A 20,711-nucleotide genomic window follows, 5' to 3' on the forward strand; every position below is an offset into this window, starting at 1 on the left:
GATAGTGAATTCAAAACCATCTTAACCATTTAAAAGACCAGCACATCAACATTCTTCTTGACAAGACGTAGAAAAAAAGGCTAACAATCGTCCTGATTGCTAGCCCCATCTACACCGTCACCGCACGCTATGTTCTGCGTCCTGTCGCAGTTTCTGTAAATCCCGATCACTAACCCGCAGCTTGACCTCCCCGGTAGCCAAATCAACGTCGGCCACCACGTCAACCGTCTTTGGCGCGACGCTCTCCCGTTTGAGCTTTAACGGACCAGTGAACGCTACCGTTGCCAATCTTTTCTGCAAGTTGCTACGCCCCCTCCCTAAACTTCGGCACCAGTATATCACCGGCATACCGCGGTTTCTGGGCGGACGTCTTACAAATTTATTTATAAAAAAGCCCCGCACTGGTCCATGACAGACCAACTGCGGGGCACCCCATTTATTCTTCTTGCATAGAGACTTGTGACGACCGCTGGACCAAGCAAACGAACCCGACCAGCATGCCACTACATAGTACCAACACGTACCACGGCAGCGTTTCAACGGCCCCGTTGTGGAGCCAGCTCATGCCATAGGTCAAGGCGCTGACCACTAAATAGTAGCCGAGACTGAACCAGCCACTGGCACTGCCCATCACGGCCTCGTAACCGACCAGCGCGCGGTTTAAGGCATTGGGGAGGGTCACGTTGAGGCCGAGAAAAGTGAGAAAGACGAACGCCAACAATAAGTTCGCGTGGTCCAAGTAAGCGGCACCCACTAGACCCGCACTGACAATGACACTAAACAGCAAGCCGCCCAGGGCTACCTGCTCCGGCGTTGCCCAGTTCAGTAGCCAGTTGACCAGCACGGCGCCAAGTAGACTGGCACCAGCTAGAATCAACCCCAGCCAACCGTATTGCACGACGGAATAGCCAAAATGGCTGATAAAGATGAACGGTGCTTCGGCATAGTAACTAAACAATACACCATTGATACCGCCGATTAATAAACCATAACCCCAAACGACCGGGTCTGTCAGTAAACGGTGCAACAGGGCCATTTGATTGACCCGTTTGACCGTTGTCGTCACTGGTTGCGTTTCGGGCAAACAGGCCCCGGCATACAACCCAACGGCCACGGCCATCGCAACCAGCGTGCCAAAGACGCTGTGGTAGCCGAAGTAGGTCTGCATGACTCCCCCAATTAGGGGCCCCAGGGCTGGGGCTAAGGCCATGGCGGCACTGGTACGGGCAAAGACTTTGGCCCCGGTCAGCCCACTGAAGCTCTCTCGCATGATGGTCTGAGTCACGACGGAACCGGCGCTGGCGCCAAACGCCTGAACTAGCCGGCTGTCAATCAGCCACCCAAAAGTCGGACTCAACATCAGCCCCAAGTTTCCAGCCAGGTAGACGACAATCCCCGCCAGCATGGCCGGACGCCGCCCCCATTTATCAGCCAGCTGGCCCCAAATTAGAACACCAACGGCAAAAGCGACGAAGTACGTGCTCATGGTTAACTGCGCCCGGTTGGCGCTCACGCTAAAGGCGCGCTGAAGCTGCGGTAACACCGGGGTGAAAATAGATTCGCTGATCTGGGGAAAACCCACCAGCGCAATGATCAATCCCAAGGAAGGGACTGTTTGACGGACGTTTTTCAAGATTTTTCTCCTTTTAAAGTTAATCTAGGGAAAAACGTCCTTGTCCGTTTGCGGGGACACACGCCATTAATTTGTCAATACTCATGGGTTGTCACCCCTCTCTCTTGAATGTTTCCTTACTTTACGGGATTCCGGGGGTTCTGTCAAGGCGCGTAAACGGCTCGCGTCGCCAAATAAAAAGAGATTGCAGCATCGGCCACAACCTCATCAATAATTTTAAATTTAAGTACACAACGTTACTCACCATCAACGACTGACGAAGGCATTAAGCCAGTGTCAGCCGCAGGGCTGGTGAAAACCGAGCCAGTCGTGGGAGTGACCAGAAGCGCGCCATCACCACTAAACAGCTGACGAAGGAATTAAGCTAGTGTCAGCCGCAGGGCTGGTGAAAATGGGCTCAGCCGTGGGAGTTGCCTTAGCGGGTCCCCCCGCTTAGGCAACTGCTATCTTTGAGACGTGATCTCCGGCTCAAAGTAAGTCTGGAGACCGCCTTTTGGCTCCAGACGTGCGCCCACAGCGTCACGGCCCATTTTCACCAGCCCGGAGGCAAGTTCAAAGACTAGAGAATAAATTCCTGAATCGCGTCTGCTACGCCGGACTCGTAGTCATGCGGCGTCACAAACTTAGCAACGCGCTTAACCTCATCAATCCCATTAGCCACGGAGACGGGCATCCCCACCTTCGTCAGCATGCCCAGGTCATTGGCATTGTCGCCGATTGCCATGATTTCATCGGCACCAACGCCCAGCTTGCGCCCGAGGTCCAGAATAGCAGTCCCCTTGTCGACGCCGGCGTGGTTGACTTCCATATAGATACCGGAAGAATAGGTACAGTTGATTTCGTCAAACGCCGCGGTGATGGCTTGGAAAACGTTCTGGCGCACGCCCAAGTCGGGGTTCATGACGATGACTTTCATGATCCGATCATTTTCAAATTGGTCAAAGGACCCGGTCATTTCGTCAAAGGTCACGCCGCGCGTCTTGAGGTAAGCCATGTCATCTGCCCGGGGCCGATAGATGTACAAGTGGTCCAGCGTATAGACATGGATGTCGACGTCGAACTGCGTCATGATTTCAAACGCCTTTTTCGCTTCCGCAAACGGCATTTGATTGCTGACGATAACCTGATTGTCTTGGTTTTCCACGACCACGCCACCGTTGTACGACACGACGTACTCGCCCGGTTTTTGGTACAGGTCAAGTTGTTTCAACAGGTTTTGCACCGTCAAAAAGCTCCGGCCGGTGTTGGGCACAAATTTAACGCCCTTGGCCGAGGCTGCCGCAATCGCATCAATGTTGGCCTGAGAAATCGTGCCATCCGTCCGCAGTAGCGTTTCGTCTAAATCGCTGGTGATAATCTTGTACAAGGTAATCCGCTCCCTCTGTGGTTTAGGTTTAGTGTACCATGGGATAGCTAATAGGTATAGGCCAATCAAGCAACTTGATGTATTTTGAATATAACCACCTACAACAACTTCGTTAGTCAAATCGGTACCTCCGCACCACCGTACATGCTATGATGGGGTAGCATAAATGGCCACCAATACAGAGGGGAAGCAACCACATGGAGACTGACCAATTGACCTCGGCAGATATTGCGATTCTAATTGCCGCGACAAAATATTTTGTGACTCATCCCGAATTGTATCCCCTAGTCTCCGGTAAGTTCACACGAACTGAAGTTATCGTCGACTAATCAGCAGGTCCTTAGACTTTGCATCAATGGTTCTCGCCACCATAATCAAGACGGGACACTCGTTGGTCGTAGTCACGTTCACGTGTACCGACCTGAGAATCAAGAGAGTTACGCTCACACCCTAACTGCTTTCCCCTTCATTGAAAATGACAATCTAACTACCGCTATCACCAAATTCGTTGCCTACATCAATCTAAAGTTAGCAGGTGTTGCCTAATGCTTAATGCACATTCATTGAACCAAGATTATTTATCTTGGCTAGACTCGAATACCACCTTTGAACAGCTCGGTCCAGAAACGGTTCGCATTGACAGTCCATTCACTGACGCAATTGATGATGAGATCGTCATGTATGCCCTGCAACAGTCAGACAACATGATTCTCCTCACGGATGATGGTTGGACGCTCAATAATTTGGCTGCACGTGGTATTACCTTCTCGCGACCATCCCACCGTCAAAAACTCTTCCACAACCAATTAGTTGCTTATGGCGTCCAGCTTAGTGACGGTGATCTCGTCGTTCACAGTGACCGACGTCATTTTGCTGAAGCAAAACACCGTTTACTTCAGGCAATCTTGTTCATCAATGACATGTTCACTTTAGCACCAACCGAAACCGCTCCAGTTTTTCTAGAAGATGTTGCCCATTTTCTGACGGAGAATAACATTCGGACCAATCAGAACATGGCGTATGTTGGCGAAAGTGGTCTGATTCATAAATTTGATTTTTCTATTCCCGGTATCAACCAAATTCCCGCCAAGCTCATCAAAGTCTTGAGTAGTGCCAACAATTCATTACTAGCTAAAGCCACGTTAGCTGATATCGAGCAAACACGGCCAATCGTTCCTGGACCAACTAAATTCTACGTTTTTCTGAATGACACGCCTAGCAAGGCGTAAGTCCATCAATCCAGATATTTTGAGTCTGTTTCGCCTAAATCAAATCGTCCCACTACTCTACTCGCACCGAAAGAACTACCTCACTGATTTAACCCGTTAATATAGCTAACCCACAAGTGTTGACCCCCACCAGGAGAAGTGGTTAACTAAACGCAACTTGAGGAGGCACCACACAACATGACAATTCCAACTGTGATTACGAATTTTATCACCACGACTAATAACGCTGATTCAACTGGCTTCGTCGCCCTTTTCACCACCGACGCTGTCCTGAATGATTGGGGCACCGAATACCACGGTCCTAGTGAAATTGCGAAATGGAATCAAACCGATAACATCGGTAAGCAATCCCACTTTGAGCTCGTCGACGCCACCCAGAACAACAACGGCAGCTGGACGGTCAACCTAACCGTTAGCGGCAACGGCTTTAACGGTACCAGCCCCTTCCAAATGACAGTTGTGGGTGGGCAGTTACAAAGTGTTCAAATTTTACCAGATTAATCCAAAAACGCTCATCACCTATTTTTGCAGGTGACGAGCGTTTTTGTTTGGAATCGTTAGAAAATTGTCCGCGACAAATTTCTAAAAAGTCAGTACTATTTTACTAATCCGCGTTATTTCAGGTAAAGCTTCTGCAGCTTCGTTTGATCTGCCTTCGTCAGTCCCAAGCCCTTTTGTAGGTACTTGTCTACTGACCCATACTTCTTATCGATGGCGGAGAAGGCCGCGTTCAGGTAGGACTTCTTGACGCTCATCATGTCAGTCATCATCTTGATAGTGGCGGCGTCTGCGCCCTTAGCTTTCAATTGTTGAATGGCGGCCTTATTGCTGGCGGCCAGGTACTTGTTGGATAACAGGTAGTCGTTCATAACCGTCTTGCGGTTCACGCCTAAGGCACTCAAGACTAAGGCAGTCCCCACACCCGTCCGGTCCTTACCGGCAGTACAGTGCCAGAGCACCGCTTGGCCCTTAGGGTTCTTCAACAGCACCTTGAACATTTTCTTGTAGGCCGTCTGCCCCTGCTTGGTCATGACCATGGCCTTGTAGCCGTCTTGCATGACCTTGTTGCCATCCTTGCTAGTCAGCGAGAACTGTTGGGAAACATCCTTCACGACCGGGTCGAACACGTAGTTCACGCCCGACATTTTCACATCAGGATCCTTGGCTGCTTCGGCCTTGGAACGCAAATCAATATCAGTCCGGACGTGGTAAGTCTTCTTCAGCTTCTGAACATCCGCCTTGGTCAGCTTATTTAAGGCCGCTGCCCGCAACAGCACGTGAGCCTTGACCGTCTTACCCGTCTTGGTCCGGTACCCGCCCAGGTCACGAACATTGACGGCGCCTTTCAGCTTGATCTGTGAACCAGCCTTTGTGCTGGCACTAGTCGTCACCGCATGTGTGGCCGCTTGAACGGGTGTGGCTACTACCTGGGCACCCAACCCCAGCGTGACCAAAATGGTTCCCAACGAAAGTCCTAACCGTAACTTAGATTTCAACATAATCTACCTCCTAATTTTTACTCCGAAATTAGGATAACAAGCTACTGTAGATTTTTGATGTAAATGCTGTAAAGGTCTTGTAGTCGTCTGATTACAATTTTTATAATCAATCCCACTGTCAATTCCGTTACTTTTTTTAAAATCTGAGAAGTCACAGTCCATTGACTTTTCAGCCCCTTTTCAGGTATTTTTGCTTAAAGTGAAAAGGGTCACACAAAGGTTGTAAATAACTGCGAGTTTTCGCGTCATGACGGCTATCAGCAAATTTCAATCCCATTATTTTGACGACAGCTAAACCGGCAACGGGGATAATCTGTTTCGACAATTAACTACCATTTAATATAACTGTTTTATGTTATTATTAAACTATCAATGAAACACACGACCGCGTCCGTTTTCTCGGATCTGCTTCTGACATCCCCTGCCACGGCCACTGTGTAGGATAGGAGCAGACTCTTATGAAACAAGCATACACACCGACCACGACCAAGGTCCATTACAAGCTTTACAAGGCTGGTAAATTCTGGCTAGTTGGCACGCTGGCCACGGTATCTTTGGTGGCTGGTCTGGCGGTCACCAACTCTGCTCAGGCAGATACGACTGCGACCACTAATTCAGACGCAACGGACAGCTCAGTTGAATCGGAAACGAGTTCTACCGATAGCAAGGCTGTTGTCCTTCCGAAATCAACGGATTCTTCAACTACCAAGTCCGATACCGATGACACCAAGACTAGTAACGCCGATGAAACGGCCACTCCCACAGCTAGTAAGGAAACTGATTCATCTGATAACGGAACTAGTAATTCTGCCTCAAATAGTTCTGACTCAACTAATTCCAAAAACACTACGCAGAATTCAGAAACTGAATCTCCCGCAAACGCTACTGCTACAAGTACCTCTAGCGTTCAATCAACTACACAATCTTTAAATACCAGCAAGGTTAATAATGTGCCAGCTGGCTCAACAACTAATGTGAATAATCTAAAGATTCCAGCACAAACAGGTAAGTCTTCTGCTGTACTGGCTTCCAGCGGCTTAACTGTGAAAAAATCCGTTGACTCATTAATGAAGTTACGTTTGGCACCAACCTCCTTTAAGCACACAGATGTTACGCCTGTCGTCGAATCCGATAATGCTGACGCAACAACCACTGATAGTAGCTTCACCCTCGGAAAATTGTCTAACTTTTATTTGAACTTACAAGGAGACTACCTGCCATACGATTACAATGCTCCTGCTAACCTATACCCTTACGTCTCCGAACACTGGGTTACTGGTCAGAGGCTCTTTAACTTCTATGTTATCCTGCCCGTGTCAGTCACCTCGACTGTTGCTGACATGCAGGCTGGGGCCGATAAATACGTGGAAACTTTGAATAAGGAAGGCTATATCTCTATAAAGTCATTAACTGTGTCTGAACTCGCGCCCACTGCTCCTGAGGCTGACCCTGCTGACCCAATAACGAACCCCACTTTATATAGTCGCCAAGTCTTCTATTTTCAACCAGATACCAATGCTCATCTAATTAAACCCGATACGCGATTCATCGGTGGTACCAATGGTCAACCCGCATTAACCGCAATGGTCAAAACCACCGCCGACACTCATATTACAGGTATCGTTGCCAACAATAGTGCCACTAACAGTGATAACACTCCTGTCACAACCATAAGTAACGATGTTATTCTAGCAGGTATTGGTGCTGACCCAGATGCGTATCCTACCGATCCCGACTACACAGTTTTCTCAACTGATGGTCTATCATCAGGCATTGCATATCCTGACAAATTTGTCGTTGGAATGACGAATTACCGCTACATTAAAACTCCTGCCTATGCTTATATCAACGCAGTCGATTCATATAGAGTGTATGCAACTGGCACAACGACTAATGCTACGACGTATCCTTATGCTTTCCACGTTGCAACTGGAGTAGTCGGCAGTAGTTACAATCCTACTGATAAGACTTCTGACGTAAAATCAACTGACCCTGCTTCATTCTTCGCAAGAACCTACTCTTTGGCACCCGACAGTGTCAAATCACTCGACATGAAGCCACAACAGTACTGGTTGCCAAGTTTACACTACGTTGGCACCTCAGATGCCATCAGTGATGATGCTGTTTTGCCAGAAAAATCAACTTTCTCGCTTACCAGTATGATCATACCTGATTCTGCTGTTACTAATGGTGTTAATGGTAAAACATTTGTGTACTACATTGATTCCATCAAAACCAGCATATCCCCGACAGCGTCCGCAGTAACGATTCCCGCTACTACTGGCACATGGGATCCACTTTCTACAGATCATCTTACTTTCAGTTCCCCAACAGGACTTGATTACGTTGACTCATCTAAGCTTACAACAAGCGAAGGCAATCTGACTGTCAAAATAGATTTCACGCCTAAAGGGGACGCGACTAGCAGTCTGGTGTCTGAGGTTGACACCTCAAAGGCGGGGACTTATGTTGTCACCTACAGCTACAAGGATGCTCAAGGCAATGTCACAGGAACTGAGGCTGCACCAATCTCAACAACTCTCACGATTACTAATTCAGCTAGCATCAGCACCAGTTCTAAGCCAGCTGAACTAGTCGTGGGCCAAGACTGGAATCCTAATACTGCCGTCAGCTTAAAAGACATCGATGGACAGTCACTCGTCAGTTTAACAGATACCGACGGACAGCCAGTCACACCATCTGCTGATAACCTACAAGTTACTTCCGTGAAGAACCCTGATGAAAGTAACGGTACTACGGTCAATACAGATGTTCCAGGAATTTACACCGTCACCTACACGTATAAGGACTCAGCCGGGATAAGCCACGAAGCAACTGCTACAGTTGAGGTAACAAGTAAGAGTAAACTTGTCGCACAAAATACGAATACAACCGCTGGCGTAAAGTGGTCACCAGCGGAGGCTATCACCTCATTAACCGCGGCAAATGGTACTCCAGTCACCCCAACCGATTCAGATATCACCGTTACCAACAAAGACGGTTCTGAAGTCGATACCAGTAAGCCTGGCACCTACACCGTCGTCTACCACTATACCGACCCAACTACAAAACTGGATGTTGTCTCTGACCCCGTCACGTTGACCATCACCTCCGCCCCAACCACTGGTGGCACAACCACGCCGGACAACAGTGAAACGCCAACCACACCGACGACGCCTGTCAAACCAACTAATCCAGCCAATACGACGAAGCCAGCGAAGACGGTTCGTCCTGTAAAGCCAGTCACTGTCAAGGGAGTCGCTATCAAGGACCCGCCAATCAGAGCCATCGGCGAACCACAGTACACCCCAGGCACTCAGACGGGCGTCACCGTCAACAGCTCACCCCTTTCCGGTGGTGAAGCTGCGGCGGCTTTGAAACATCAGAACGGCCAGGCTAACCCAGCAACCGTGTTATCACAGGCCCAGGCCGACCAGTTAGCCGCTGACCAAACAGCTGCGCGTGAGGCCGCCGCTCGCAATACCAACGCTAACAACGCCAACCAACAGGACCAACAAAACCAGCTGACTGACGGCACTAACGCCACCACGTTGCCGCAAACCAATGACCAACCCGCTACCTGGACCGCCCAACTCGGCGTTCTCCTACTGGGATTGGCCGGTGCACTGGGTTTCCGGCGCAAGCGTAACTAATTTTACACACTAAACGCGTGACCCTAGCCCTATTCGGCTGTGGTCACGCGTTTTTTGACGGTTGGCTTACGTGCGTCCTCCTCATTGTGATAACATTAACTTAAGCTCTAAAATTTTAGGAGGTCTTGGGTATGACAGATCGTTTACAGAATAAAACCGCGTTGGTTACCGGGGGGACCGGTGGCATTGGGATTGGCATTGCGAAATGCTACCTGCGTGAAGGGGCGCGGATTATTTTGACGGATTTGAATGAAAGCGTTGCCGAGAAGGACTTGGTTCAAGCCAACGACCAGGTGTCATTTGTGAAGCAGGACGTCACCAGTGAGGACACCTGGCAGGCCATTATCGGCGACATCACGACCAAGTATGGCCAGCTGGATATTCTGGTCAACTGTGCGGGGATTTTGCCCGAAATGAAGCCGCTTGATGAGATCACGCTCAGCGAATGGCAACGGGTCATCGATATCAATTTGACCGGGAACTTTCTGGGGATGAAGCACGCCATTAAGGCAATGAAGGCCCACGGCGGCTCCATCATCGACATTTCTTCCATTGCTGGCATGGTCGCCAGTCCCCTGATTTCGTCCTACTCCGCTTCCAAGGGTGGCACCCGCATGCTGACCAAGGCCGCCGCCATCGATGCCACGACCAAGGGCTACAACATCCGCGTCAACTCTGTTCATCCCGGCGTCATCAACACACCCATGACCAGTGGCCCTAGCGACCAAGTGGCGCAGGTCTCCGCGGCCATCCCGATGAAACGTGTCGGTCAGCCTCAAGATATTGGTGAAATCTGTGTCTACTTGGGGTCAGACGAATCCAACTACGTGACCGGGTCCGAATTCACCGTTGATGGCGGGTATACCGCTGTTTAATCTCGAAAATATTTCCGATCAAAAAGGACCGACTCCCCACAAGGAATCGGTCCTTTCGCTTACTTCAACAAATATTTAGCATCCAGCTCATGGTCAAACGACGTCAAAATCTTCGGACCGTCATCCGTGATCACGATGGTGTGCTCGTACTGGCAACTCAGGCTACCATCGACCGTGCGGATGGTCCAACCGTCATCGGCGGGCGCGCTACATTCCTCGCTGCCCACGTTGATCATGGGTTCGATGGTGATGGTCATCCCCGCCTTCAGCCGGGTGCCGTGGCCGGGACGCCCATAGTGTGGCACGTCTGGGTCCTCATGCATGGTCGGCCCAATGCCGTGGCCGATGTAATCGCGCACCACGCCGTAGCCCAACTGGTTTTCAGCGTAGTCCTGGATGGCAAAGCCAATGTCGCCGATGCGGTTGCCGACAACGGCTTGGTCGATGCCCTTGTACAGGGCCTTCAACGTCACGTCCATTAATTTTTCAACCTCGGCGGATGGCTTGCCCACGACAAACGCGTGACAGGCATCGCTCAGGTAGCCATCGTAGTCGATGACCGTGTCCATTTTGATCAAATCGCCCTCGTGAACCAGAATATCCTTGCTGGGGCAACCGTGGCAGATCATGTCGTTGACGCTGACACAGGTCGAGTACTTGTAGCCCTCAAAGTTGAGTTCGCCCGGGGTGGCGCCGTGACCGACGATATATTCGTAGGAAAAGTGGTCGATGTCCCAGGTGGTGATGCCGGGCTTGATGTAGTCTTCCAACTCGTGGAAGAGACCGACCAGAATGTCGCCAGCCGCCTGCATCCCCGCAATTTCACGTTGTGATTTTAATGCTATCATGTTGTTCCTCCTGATGGTTTGATTGCTCTTTTTAGTATACCCCAAGCCGAACAAAAAGGCTGGCAAACTCACCAGCCTCTTGCGTTATTTTTAAAATTAGGAAACGCCATCGATCAGCTGCCAGCCGACGACAATCGTGTAGTCGCCCACAATGGCATCACTGTTGATCTGCGCCTGCATCCCGGCTTTTTGGCCCCAACTACTGGTCACGTCCGTCGTGCCCGTATCCGTCGCCGTATTGGTATGGGTCATCACGGTCTGCGGCGTCTGATTCAGCGTGACCTCGGTGCCATTCTGGCGTTTATAAACCAGATTTCCCGAGAGCCGGCCATCCGGCGTTGTCGCTTGGGCCGTAGCGTTCGCCTGCAAGGTCCAAGCACTCCCGGTGCCGCGGGTGTCGATCACGTTAATGGTCCACCCCGTATCCGGCTCAACTGCTTGCGCCGAACCAGTCAGCGTCGTGGTAAATTTCGCCTGGTCGGAAACGTTGGCCAATTGGAGTACCCCCATGTTCAGCGTCCAGGTCGCGGCGTCGGAGCTGCTGCCTTCCTCGTCGCTTGCCTTCACCGCTAGTGAATTACTACCTGACACCAGGTCGGCAGCGGGAATTGTAAAGTTAAACTCCCCCTCGTCATCCGGTTGGGTCTTCAGCGTTTTACCGTTGAGGGTCCCCGTCACAGTGACGTTTCGGTAATCGTAGTCGTCGGGGATATTGTCCATCACCACCGTCCCAGTCACCTTAGTGTCCTGGTCTGGCTGCACGTTGACCGGGTCGCCACTGAGCTTGTGGATTGAGATCAAGCGGTTCGGCGTCAGGGTAAATGGCACCGTATCGGTACTCAGAATATCATTCGTGCCATCAAAATTACTGGTCGTGGCGGGCACGGTCGTTTCCTTGGTCACATCATCGGCCGTCCCCAGCAGGGTAATGCTAGCTGCTTGATTCGAATTGCTCAAGTCTTGCGGCAACGTGTACTTGGCCAGCTGACTGGCTAAGTTGTCCCCGGTCAGGGTCGCTACCTGGGTGTCGCCATAGCTAACGATTGCCTGGCTAAATGTCAGGTCACGCGGCAGACTAAGCTTAGCCACAATGTTCTTCCAGTCCTGCCGGCCGTTGACGTACCCCAAGTCGTAGGTCAATTTAACCTTATCGTCCGACTTGACCTTGTCCCCGCTGGCAACGTCTTTGCCGGTCGTGACATCGTTCAGGGTGCTTTTCGCCGTTGCGTTGACCAACCCGGGAATCTGTTCAAAAATCACCAAGTTATTTTCCCACTTAGTCGAGTCCGTCGTCCCGGTGAAGCCCCAGCGGGTTTCGCCGGAGTCCGTCGTCGTGATGGTGGTCGGGTCATTGCCTCCACCCACCAGACCACCAGGGTCCAAACTGAAGTTGGCGCCCTGGCCCTTCAATGCCTCACCAGTCTGGGGATCCTTGTCGTCGATGGTGTAGGTCATCGCGTTGTACCCGTTCCACGTCAGGGTGATGTGGTGCCATTTGCCGTCGGATAGACTTAGATTGTTCACAGCTCCCCGGTGCAACATATTGGGAGATGAAATGCTGGAATCAGAGATATAGGTCTTAGAATCACTAGGATAGTTCCAGGCAATGTGTGCACCGGAAACACTCGCGATATTATCAAACGAATTACTGAAAGTTCCATCATTATTAGCCGCCTTATTAGCTTCTGTGTCAAACTCCATCGCCCAACTGTGCTGAATCGCTGTTTTCGCTACCGCGTCAGGCGAAATATTGCCGATGTAGCTCGCCCCCCAAACACCTAGGCTCTCCCCCTGAATAACGGGTCCACCTAATCCTAACAGTGGCGTCTGGTACTTGGTCGTCGCCGCTAACCCATTGCTATCATTCTGCAAGACGAAGGCCATTCCCTCGCCCGCAGTGCCCGCACTCTGTTTATTACCAAAGTACATCCACATCGACGCCGTTTCCTGAACGTGTTTGGAATTCAGCGGAAACGGATTATTGTCCGTAGACCAAATGGCCCCGGATTGACCAGCGCCATTCGTCACCTCAACCGCTTGGGTCCCGGAGACGCCGGCACTCTCGGGAACGTCAACCACCTTGGACTGATTGATGTTCTGTTTGCTCCAAGCCGTCCCGGGCGTAAAAATGTTGGCACTACTGTCGTTAGCATCTTGAATCTTGATGCCTTGGGGCGCCGTGTTTAACGCATTGTCTAGGTCCGCGTCGGCGTGGGCCACCCCATTGGCACCAATCCCCATTGCCACAATAAACCCTACTAGTCCTAGGCCCCATTGTGTTACCCGCATGTCTGCTCACTCCTTCGATTTACTTTGAAGCATTTCCTGTCGAACATATTCAATGGTTTTTATTATACACTAAAATTAGCTAAATCGTAAGGTATTTTAAATAACAAACTATTTCACTTTATGGTTATCAGGTGAACACCGATTTCTGAAGGGCGGTGAAAATCACTTACCCAGTTTTCTTGAATTTGTTATCAAATTGAAAGACACTGCTCCAGTCGCTATTAAACCGGCATGAACTCAGCCGGAATCCTGCAATGGCAGCGTTTCCACACCTATTTGGACCTGAAAATAAACGAATAACGTGCTATAATCAAAAACGATTATTCAAAAATTCCGTTTATATATAAAGGAATCCATTAAGGAGGACCCCTGCACCATGTCATTGTCTAAACTTGAAGTCCAGGATTACCTGATAGGATTCGCTTTTGTCCTGTTAATGGTCACCGCGGCCACCCTACTCGGCGACTACGAAATCATCCTACCCGAGATTGGCGCGTTAACCGCCGGCACCTGGATCTACCATAATAGTAGTTGGATCGCACAGCCATTTAAGATTTTCCTCGCCCCATCCGGCACCGCCGTGATTGGCTTCCTGGTCAACCAACTGGGCATCACCTACGCCGAAAAGGTCTATCTGACGCTGTTGCTCATCTTACTGTTACTTAGCGTTCTGCGCTCGACCCTGGCGCCGTCCTTTGCGACCGGCCTGTTGCCCGTCATCATCAACGCCACGCACTGGTCATTTATCGTAGCCATCCTGGTCTTCACGTTGTCGCTGACCGTGGGCGTCCTGTTGCAGGGCCACTACCGCGGCAAGCCAGCGGGCCAACCACTCCACGTGTCCCACATGTTAGGCTTCACGCTGGTGGCTTCCGTCTGGGTCGCAGCGGTCTGGCTAGCCGGTTTTCCACAAATGGCGGGGATTCCGCCGGTACTGGTCGTCTTCTTCGAGGTGTCCCAGATGCCAACCTATCCTGGCAAGCTCGCCATCAAACAGATCATTGCCCTGGCCGGCGCCGCAACCCTGGGCGTCCTGATTCACCTGGTCTTGGCCTCCTGGCTCCTAACCACGCTGATTGCGCTGCCACTGGTCTTTGTCCTACTGCAACTGTTACGCATCAAGCTACCAGCCGCCTACGCGTTCCCACTACTAGCGCTGGTCTTACCGGCAAACATGTTCCACACCCTGCCCATCGCGGCCACGCTGGCGGCCTGCTTCTTCCTGGGGTCGGTCTTTGCCTTTCGCAAGGTCACGGCGCTACGGGGCCTGGCTTCGGAGAATAATTAAACTTGCGGTTCACAACGTTAATTGGTTGTGGGCCTTTTTCATTTACCAATCTTTTACTGAACCATCATCAGAGTTTTACATGACTCCCGTAAACTAGAAATTACTATTCTTCTACAATAAAGGAGTCTTCTTGTGTTAGATATTATTAAAGCCATTATTCTCGGTATCATCGAAGGGGTCACGGAGTTCCTGCCAATCAGTTCCACCGGCCACCTGTACCTCGCCGATGAATTTATTAAATTAGACGAGCCCACCGCCTTCATTAACATGTTCATGGTCGTCATCCAACTAGGCGCCATCCTGGCCGTCCTGGTCCTCTATTTTAATAAGCTAAATCCCTGGGCCCGCAGTAAAAATCAATTAGCACGTCACCAGACCTGGACGCTCTGGGTCAAGGTCATCATCGCCGTCCTGCCCTCGGTCATCATTGGCCTTCCCTTAAATGATTGGATGGATGCCCACCTGACCAGTTGGCAAGTCATCGCCACGACCTTAATCCTGTATGGTATTTTGTTCATCCTCATTGAAAATTACAATCGGACCAAGACGCCGCGGTTTACTGACTTGAACCAGTTGCCCCTCACCTTGGCCATTAGTATTGGCCTCTTTCAGGTGCTGGCGATGGTGCCCGGAACCTCCCGCTCAGGTGCCACCATTCTGGGGGCCATCTTGATTGGGGCCTCCCGTTACGTGGCCACCGAATTTTCCTTTTTCCTGGCGATTCCCACCATGTTCGGTGCCTCCTCGTTGAAGGTTCTCAAATACTTCGTCCACGGCAACACCTTTACCTACAGCCAGGTGATTGTCCTCCTGACCGGGGTCATCGTTTCCTATATCGTGGCCTACCTGTCGATCAAGTTCCTCCTGAGCTACATTAAAAATAACGATTTCAAGCCCTTCGGCTGGTACCGAATTGTCCTCGGAATCATCGTGATTGGCTATTTCGGATTAATCCGGTAGATTTTATTGGCTGCTAATAAGTCTTCCTATTCACTATTGAAACATTTGCATAAATTCGGTTACATGCTTAGAGCCATCTAGGTTGAGGGGCTATCGTAACCCCTATGTATCCGGAGTTTACGTCATATAACTTTACTCGCTTGTGACGCCCTTTTAATTGCGTAGTAACACGATTGCAACATTCATCGCGTATCCTACAGGGTAGAGATTAACAAACGAGGAAGAGTGTTTAAAAAAATATGACTAAATTTAAAATCAAATTAGCTTCAATCTTATTAATTTTCGGCTTCTCATTCGGCATGATCGCCAATGTTGCCACTAGCTTCACTTCAGAACCTAGTGTGACCGCTGAAGCCGCTACACTGTCTGCTAACCAAAAGAAGCAAATCGCCCAAATCAACTCCGGCCTGTCCAAGAAGCAAAAGGCCGCCAAGAACTGGATTGCCTTCCGCGAATCCCGCTACAGCTACCGTGCACGTAACGGTAACTGTTATGGTCGTTACCAATTATTGAAGTCTTACCTGCACGGTGACTTATCCGCCGTCAACCAAGAAAAGACTGCCAACAAGTACGTTGCTGGTCGTTACGGTTCTTGGACGAAAGCGAAGTCCTTCTGGCAACATCACCACTGGTACTAAACTAGATTTTAAGTTGCGACCGAACGCCTAAACCCGTTCGGTCGTTTTTTCTTGTCCAAATTTGTCATCCACGCCTGATTCCCGTACACTGAGAACTAAACGCTAATCTACGAAAGAATGATGATTTTGAAAAAATGGCTAATTACCGCTGGTGCCATCGTCGTGTTGTTACTTGTTGGTGGCCTGGTTTGGACTCACCACAGCACTTCAAGCACAGCGACCTCCACAACTAAATCTCAGTCGACTAAGAAGGCAGTCAAGCACACCACGCCGCCGCTCACCTTAGCTGAGTTGAAGGCCAGCCCCAAGCTCACTTATAGTTGCCTGATTTACTACGCCATCAAAGACACCAAGCTTCAGCGGTGGCAAGAGGTCAACGACTTTCAGGCCGGCTGGCAGGTCGAGCACTTCGCAAAGAAGCATCCGACGCGCTACCTGGTCTGGTCGGACATGAACATCACGTCCGCGGAAAAGAACCTGGCGCCCAACTGGTTTTCTCTCAGCGGCGACAAGGTCACCTACGACAGTATGATTGTCCACTCCTTTCATAAGGATCAGACGGCCACCACGACCTTGGCTAAAGTTATCAAAAAACTAAACGCCGACCACGCCATGAAGAAAGTCCGGTCGATGCCCACGAAAATGACGGTGCTGAATCATCGGTAAACAAAAGGGACTGATTCTTTTACGAACCAATCCCTCGAACATTAATATTTGCCGTTAGCTAAGCCAGAGTAGCGATGAGTTATCTTGTGTCCTTTAATGAAATCAAACCAGTAACCGCTTTGGAATCCTCGCACAACTTTATACCGCTTATGTTTAATCTTACGAGTCGCTAGACTAAAATCATTTTCTGGAAACATGCTGCTGGCACCATCTTTCAGCTTACTGTTCAGAGTAAAGAAAATTTGCTGTTTATCCCGACCATTTGTCTTAAATGCCAACTTGTGGTTATTAGCCTTGGCATTAGCTTTTGCCTTAAATGGTTTTTCCCCATAACCTGGTCCAGAAATCTGTGCACTATGCTTTCTGATAATCAGCTTGTCCCACTTTTTGTGCCCAGCATACTCGTAGAATGTACCACGATATTTTGCTGGTACTGTCTTAGAAGATGCACTAGCACTAGTCGGCACTCCCAACAAAACAAATGCTACAATAACGCTAATGATGACTAGAACCTTTCGTTTTATTATCATTAAAATCCCTCCTATTACCAGAATAGTCGTTTGAATTGCGCATTAACAGCATTCCCTAACCAGCCATGTCCAACTGGCTAGCAATCAAAAATAACGAAAAAATGGTTAACGCCCAACCGGCATTAACCATTTTTTTCGTTGTTTTCACGTTCTAAGACACCCTCGGTTCCCACGTCAATCAACGCTTCGATTCGGTCCAGTAGCATTAACAGCCACCCGAAGGCCAGGACGAACGCCATCATTTCAAACGCGGTCAACGAGAAGTAACCAAATACCTGGAATAGCAACGCCGCAACCACCAGGGCCACGCCGACACCGTCCGACAGGTACAGAAAATCCTTGGTGATATCTGGCAAGAGCCAGCGCACACCCACGATAAGCGCAATGATAAAGTACACCAATAACACGGCGACTTGGTCGTGAAGCTCATGCGAATTCGCATTGTTCGGAAAGACCCCGACCATCCCCAAATCCAACGCCGTCAGCGTCAGCAGTGTGCGTAACACCAACAGCTGGCGCGACTTGGGAAAGACCTCATGCAGCCGGACGAAGAGGTAATCGATCAACGCAATCATCAGTAGCGCTGAGAATATCAGCGTCGCGTTGAACTGCCAGCCGCTCGCCGCCCCATTGGTCCCTAGGAAACTCAAGTTATGTTGCCACCAGTATTTCTGGTTGTTCACGGCCATGGCAATGACCACGCCGCTAATAATCACCAGAATCAGCACGGTTGACAGCACGCCAGCGTCCACCACCAGGGCGAAGTAGATCATCACCGCGTTGGTCACCACGCCAAAGGCAAACAGAATCAAGCTGGCCGTCACCCGCCCGAAGCTCGCCCCCTTGAACAGGACACCCAGCAGCCACATGCTTCCGGTCAACACCAATCCCAGAATCAGTGCGAAGGACAACACGATGACTGGGAAGTTTCGCCAATAGATGTTTTGGCTGAAATGTGTGTGGGGATTCTTGCGGTCACGAATAAAGAAGCCAGCGAACAAGAGGGTCCCCATGCTAACCCCCAGTAGAATAATCATCGTCGCTAACGAGTAGTTGCCCACTAATTTCACCGTATGAATCCTTTGAATCCGTAAGAAAATATAGAACGCCAGGCTGACCACTAACGCCGTCAACACCGGCCACAGCAGCACCCGATTTTGAAATAATTGTTGCCGGGGTTCATTGAGTTGCACCACCAGCCGGTCCCGCTTGACCACCAATTTGACGGGCGTATCTTCCTTCAAATGCAGTTGGTCGCTGATTTCTGCGGGTATTTTTAAATGAAACTCTTTCTCTGTCATTTTTCCTCCAGGTCATTCACGTCACAATGAAGCCAATTATAACAAACTTTGTGATAACCCGCCCTGCCATTCTGGTGTAGTGCGTGATTAATTTCCCCGGAAAGCCAAAAAGGAACCGACCCATTCGCGGCCAGTTCCCTTTAATTAGTGATTAATCGTCGGCGTGCACATCATAAGCCGCTAACATCTGTTCAACACCTGGGGCATCGGGATCATGGCTGCCCTTGCCAGTATCCAGGGCTTCCAGCTGTTTCATTTCATCAGCCGTTAACGTGAAGTCAAAGATGTTCAAATTACTCTTGATTCGGTCGGCGTGCACCGACTTCGGAAAGACGATAACCCCCAGTTGGTTTTCAAACCGCAGGATAACTTGCCCCGCATCCTTGTGGTATTTTTCAGCCAATTTGGCAATCACTGGGTTGGTCAACAAGGCTTGGTTCCCTTGACCTAGGGGTGCCCAGGCTTCTAGCTTCACATCGTCGGCCGCCATGATTTCACGGATGGCGTGCTGCTGGAATAGCGGGTTGAATTCAACCTGGTTAACGGCCGGCATGACCGTAAAGTCGGGCACAAAGTGGTTCCAGATTTTCGGTGTCATGTTAGAGACCCCAATCGAGCGAATCTTGCCCGCCTTTTGGGCTTCTTCCATGGCTTGCCAAGCGCCGACCACGTCACCATAGGGTTGGTGAATCAAGTAAAGGTCTAAATAGTCCAGGCCCAACTTCTTCAGGGATAAATCAATGGCCTTCTTGGCTGGTTCGTACCCGAAGTCTTGAAGCCAAAGCTTGCTGGTGACCCAAATCTGGTCGCGCGGAATACCGCTATCCTTGATTGCCCGGCCGACTTCGGCCTCGTTAAAGTAGGCCACGGCCGTATCAATGTGACGGTAACCGTCCTTGAGCGCTTCCGTTACGGCCTTATAAGTGGACCCGTCGCTAGGAATTTGGAAAACGCCAAACCCAATTGCGGGAATCTCGTTACCGTCGTTTAATTTAATCGTTGGTGTCGTTGTCATATTATCTTACTCCTTCAATTGTTTTAAGCTAGAACCGAAAATTTGTTCAATCGTGACCGGGTCGCGGTGGTCAAAGAACTGGCTTTCCTGCCGGTCCAGTGCGGCCATCGTGGTCATTTCTGCTGGGGTCAAGTCGAAATCAAAGACGTCGATATTTTCTGCCATGCGTTCTGCGTGCACGGACTTGGGAATCACCGTAATGCCGCGTTGGAGTAGCCACCGCAGGATGACCTGCCCCACCGTCTTGCCGTGCGCTTGGGCAATTGCAGCAATCGTTTCGTTGGTGAAAATGTCATGCTTGCCCTCGGCGAAGGGTGCCCAGGCCTCGACACGAACGTCCTCGCCCTGGTTAAATGCCACCTCAGCAGGTTGTTGGTACCACGGGTTGACCTCAATCTGGTTAATGACCGGCTTCACGTTCATGGTCAGCTCCAGGTTTTTCAACTGATCGGCGTAAAAGTTAGAGACCCCAATCGAGCGAATCTTGCCGGCTTGTTGGGCCTCTTCCAGTGCACGCCAAGCCCCCATCGTGTCGCCATAGGGTTGGTGCAACAGGTATAAGTCCAAATAATCCAGTCCCAAACGTTTCAGTGACGCATCGATGCCCTGCTTGGCCCGGTCGTAGGTGAAGTCAGACACCCACAGTTTCGAGGTCACAAAGATCTCATCGCGGGGCACGCCACTGCGCTTGATGCCGCGGCCAACGGCTTCTTCATTTTGGTAAGCCGTCGCGGTATCCAGTAACCGGTACCCGGCTTGTAAGGCAGCCACCACGGCGTCCTCACATTCCTTTAAATCAGGAACCTGAAAGACCCCGAAGCCTAATTGTGGCATCTCATGACCATCGTTTAATTTAATTGTTGGGACATTTGCCATTTAACTCATCCTGCCTTTCGCTTAGCTAATGAGATTACTATAGTC

Annotated in this window: 20 protein-coding genes; 10 read left to right on the forward strand and 10 right to left on the reverse strand. The window is 50.3% G+C overall.

The window, feature by feature from the left end:
- Nucleotides 1-117 precede the first annotated feature (117 nt).
- From JUF13_RS11245 to JUF13_RS11255, 3 genes are all read right to left on the reverse strand, one after another.
- Nucleotides 118-300, reverse strand: a complete 183-nt coding sequence (locus JUF13_RS11245; RefSeq protein ID WP_203639746.1) for a hypothetical protein — start codon at nt 298-300, stop codon at nt 118-120.
- Nucleotides 301-436: 136 nt separating this feature from the next.
- Entirely contained in the window at nt 437-1,633 is a 1,197-nt protein-coding gene (locus JUF13_RS11250) for a multidrug effflux MFS transporter (protein WP_203639747.1), read from the reverse strand.
- 559 nt (nt 1,634-2,192) lie between these two features.
- Entirely contained in the window at nt 2,193-2,999 is an 807-nt protein-coding gene (locus JUF13_RS11255) for a Cof-type HAD-IIB family hydrolase (RefSeq protein ID WP_203639748.1), read from the reverse strand.
- A gap of 197 nt (nt 3,000-3,196) precedes the next feature.
- On the opposite strand from JUF13_RS11255, the gene JUF13_RS14525 reads away from it, so the two are divergent.
- The 4 genes from JUF13_RS14525 to JUF13_RS11265 all read left to right on the forward strand — a co-directional run bounded on the left by JUF13_RS14525 (nt 3,197) and on the right by JUF13_RS11265 (nt 4,729).
- Nucleotides 3,197-3,328 carry a hypothetical protein gene (locus JUF13_RS14525; RefSeq protein WP_263972811.1) on the forward strand — a complete coding sequence of 44 codons (132 nt, stop codon included), beginning with the start codon at nt 3,197-3,199 and terminating at the stop codon, nt 3,326-3,328.
- Nucleotides 3,329-3,350: 22 nt separating this feature from the next.
- Nucleotides 3,351-3,545: a DUF6978 family protein gene (locus JUF13_RS14615; protein WP_373301409.1), complete on the forward strand. Its 195-nt coding sequence runs from the start codon at nt 3,351-3,353 to the stop codon at nt 3,543-3,545.
- The gene (locus JUF13_RS11260) at nt 3,545-4,228 is read left to right on the forward strand and encodes a DUF1828 domain-containing protein (protein ID WP_203639749.1); all 684 of its coding nucleotides are present in this window, start codon (nt 3,545-3,547) and stop codon (nt 4,226-4,228) included. Before JUF13_RS14615 ends, JUF13_RS11260 begins: the two co-directional genes overlap by 1 nt.
- A 177-nt stretch (nt 4,229-4,405) precedes the next feature.
- Nucleotides 4,406-4,729, forward strand: coding sequence for a nuclear transport factor 2 family protein (locus tag JUF13_RS11265; RefSeq protein WP_203639750.1), 324 nt, complete (start codon nt 4,406-4,408; stop codon nt 4,727-4,729).
- A 113-nt stretch (nt 4,730-4,842) separates the two neighbouring features.
- On the opposite strand, the gene JUF13_RS11270 is transcribed toward JUF13_RS11265, so the two are convergent.
- Entirely contained in the window at nt 4,843-5,727 is an 885-nt protein-coding gene (locus JUF13_RS11270) for a tyrosine-protein phosphatase (protein ID WP_203639751.1), read from the reverse strand.
- A gap of 458 nt (nt 5,728-6,185) precedes the next feature.
- On the opposite strand from JUF13_RS11270, the gene JUF13_RS11275 reads away from it, so the two are divergent.
- Together JUF13_RS11275 and JUF13_RS11280 are read left to right on the forward strand one after the other, a co-directional pair.
- Entirely contained in the window at nt 6,186-9,380 is a 3,195-nt protein-coding gene (locus tag JUF13_RS11275; protein WP_203639752.1) for a bacterial Ig-like domain-containing protein, read from the forward strand.
- 131 nt (nt 9,381-9,511) lie between these two features.
- Entirely contained in the window at nt 9,512-10,255 is a 744-nt protein-coding gene (locus JUF13_RS11280; RefSeq protein ID WP_203639753.1) for a glucose 1-dehydrogenase, read from the forward strand.
- A 59-nt stretch (nt 10,256-10,314) separates the two neighbouring features.
- Here JUF13_RS11280 and map read toward each other — a convergent pair whose 3' ends face one another.
- Nucleotides 10,315-11,103: a type I methionyl aminopeptidase gene (gene map, locus JUF13_RS11285; RefSeq protein ID WP_125763677.1), complete on the reverse strand. Its 789-nt coding sequence runs from the start codon at nt 11,101-11,103 to the stop codon at nt 10,315-10,317.
- A 96-nt stretch (nt 11,104-11,199) separates the two neighbouring features.
- A complete protein-coding gene (locus tag JUF13_RS11290) occupies nt 11,200-13,392 on the reverse strand; it encodes a hypothetical protein (protein ID WP_203639754.1) in 2,193 nt (730 codons plus the stop codon).
- Nucleotides 13,393-13,768: 376 nt separating this feature from the next.
- Here JUF13_RS11290 and JUF13_RS11295 point away from each other — a divergent pair, with 376 nt between their 5' ends.
- The 4 genes from JUF13_RS11295 (at nt 13,769) to JUF13_RS11310 (ending at nt 16,944) form a co-directional block, all read left to right on the forward strand.
- Nucleotides 13,769-14,680, forward strand: coding sequence for a hypothetical protein (locus JUF13_RS11295; protein ID WP_203639755.1), 912 nt, complete (start codon nt 13,769-13,771; stop codon nt 14,678-14,680).
- 132 nt (nt 14,681-14,812) lie between these two features.
- The gene (locus JUF13_RS11300) at nt 14,813-15,640 is read left to right on the forward strand and encodes an undecaprenyl-diphosphate phosphatase (RefSeq protein ID WP_203639756.1); all 828 of its coding nucleotides are present in this window, start codon (nt 14,813-14,815) and stop codon (nt 15,638-15,640) included.
- 239 nt (nt 15,641-15,879) lie between these two features.
- The gene (locus tag JUF13_RS11305; RefSeq protein ID WP_203639757.1) at nt 15,880-16,278 is read left to right on the forward strand and encodes an aggregation-promoting factor C-terminal-like domain-containing protein; all 399 of its coding nucleotides are present in this window, start codon (nt 15,880-15,882) and stop codon (nt 16,276-16,278) included.
- 126 nt (nt 16,279-16,404) lie between these two features.
- Nucleotides 16,405-16,944, forward strand: a complete 540-nt coding sequence (locus tag JUF13_RS11310) for a hypothetical protein (RefSeq protein WP_203639758.1) — start codon at nt 16,405-16,407, stop codon at nt 16,942-16,944.
- A 41-nt stretch (nt 16,945-16,985) separates the two neighbouring features.
- Here JUF13_RS11310 and JUF13_RS11315 read toward each other — a convergent pair whose 3' ends face one another.
- The 4 genes from JUF13_RS11315 to JUF13_RS11330 all read right to left on the reverse strand — a co-directional run bounded on the left by JUF13_RS11315 (nt 16,986) and on the right by JUF13_RS11330 (nt 20,666).
- Nucleotides 16,986-17,474 carry a hypothetical protein gene (locus JUF13_RS11315; RefSeq protein WP_203639759.1) on the reverse strand — a complete coding sequence of 163 codons (489 nt, stop codon included), beginning with the start codon at nt 17,472-17,474 and terminating at the stop codon, nt 16,986-16,988.
- A 122-nt stretch (nt 17,475-17,596) separates the two neighbouring features.
- Nucleotides 17,597-18,775 (reverse strand): AbrB/MazE/SpoVT family DNA-binding domain-containing protein, encoded by a 1,179-nt coding sequence (locus JUF13_RS11320; protein ID WP_203639760.1) that lies wholly within the window; start codon nt 18,773-18,775, stop codon nt 17,597-17,599.
- Nucleotides 18,776-18,926: 151 nt separating this feature from the next.
- The gene (locus tag JUF13_RS11325) at nt 18,927-19,790 is read right to left on the reverse strand and encodes an aldo/keto reductase (RefSeq protein ID WP_203639761.1); all 864 of its coding nucleotides are present in this window, start codon (nt 19,788-19,790) and stop codon (nt 18,927-18,929) included.
- A gap of 6 nt (nt 19,791-19,796) precedes the next feature.
- Nucleotides 19,797-20,666, reverse strand: coding sequence for an aldo/keto reductase (locus tag JUF13_RS11330; protein ID WP_203639762.1), 870 nt, complete (start codon nt 20,664-20,666; stop codon nt 19,797-19,799).
- Between the last annotated feature and the right edge of the window lie 45 nt (nt 20,667-20,711).

The sequence above is a fragment of the Levilactobacillus wangkuiensis genome, from assembly GCF_016861605.1.
GTDB lineage: Bacteria > Bacillota > Bacilli > Lactobacillales > Lactobacillaceae > Levilactobacillus > Levilactobacillus wangkuiensis.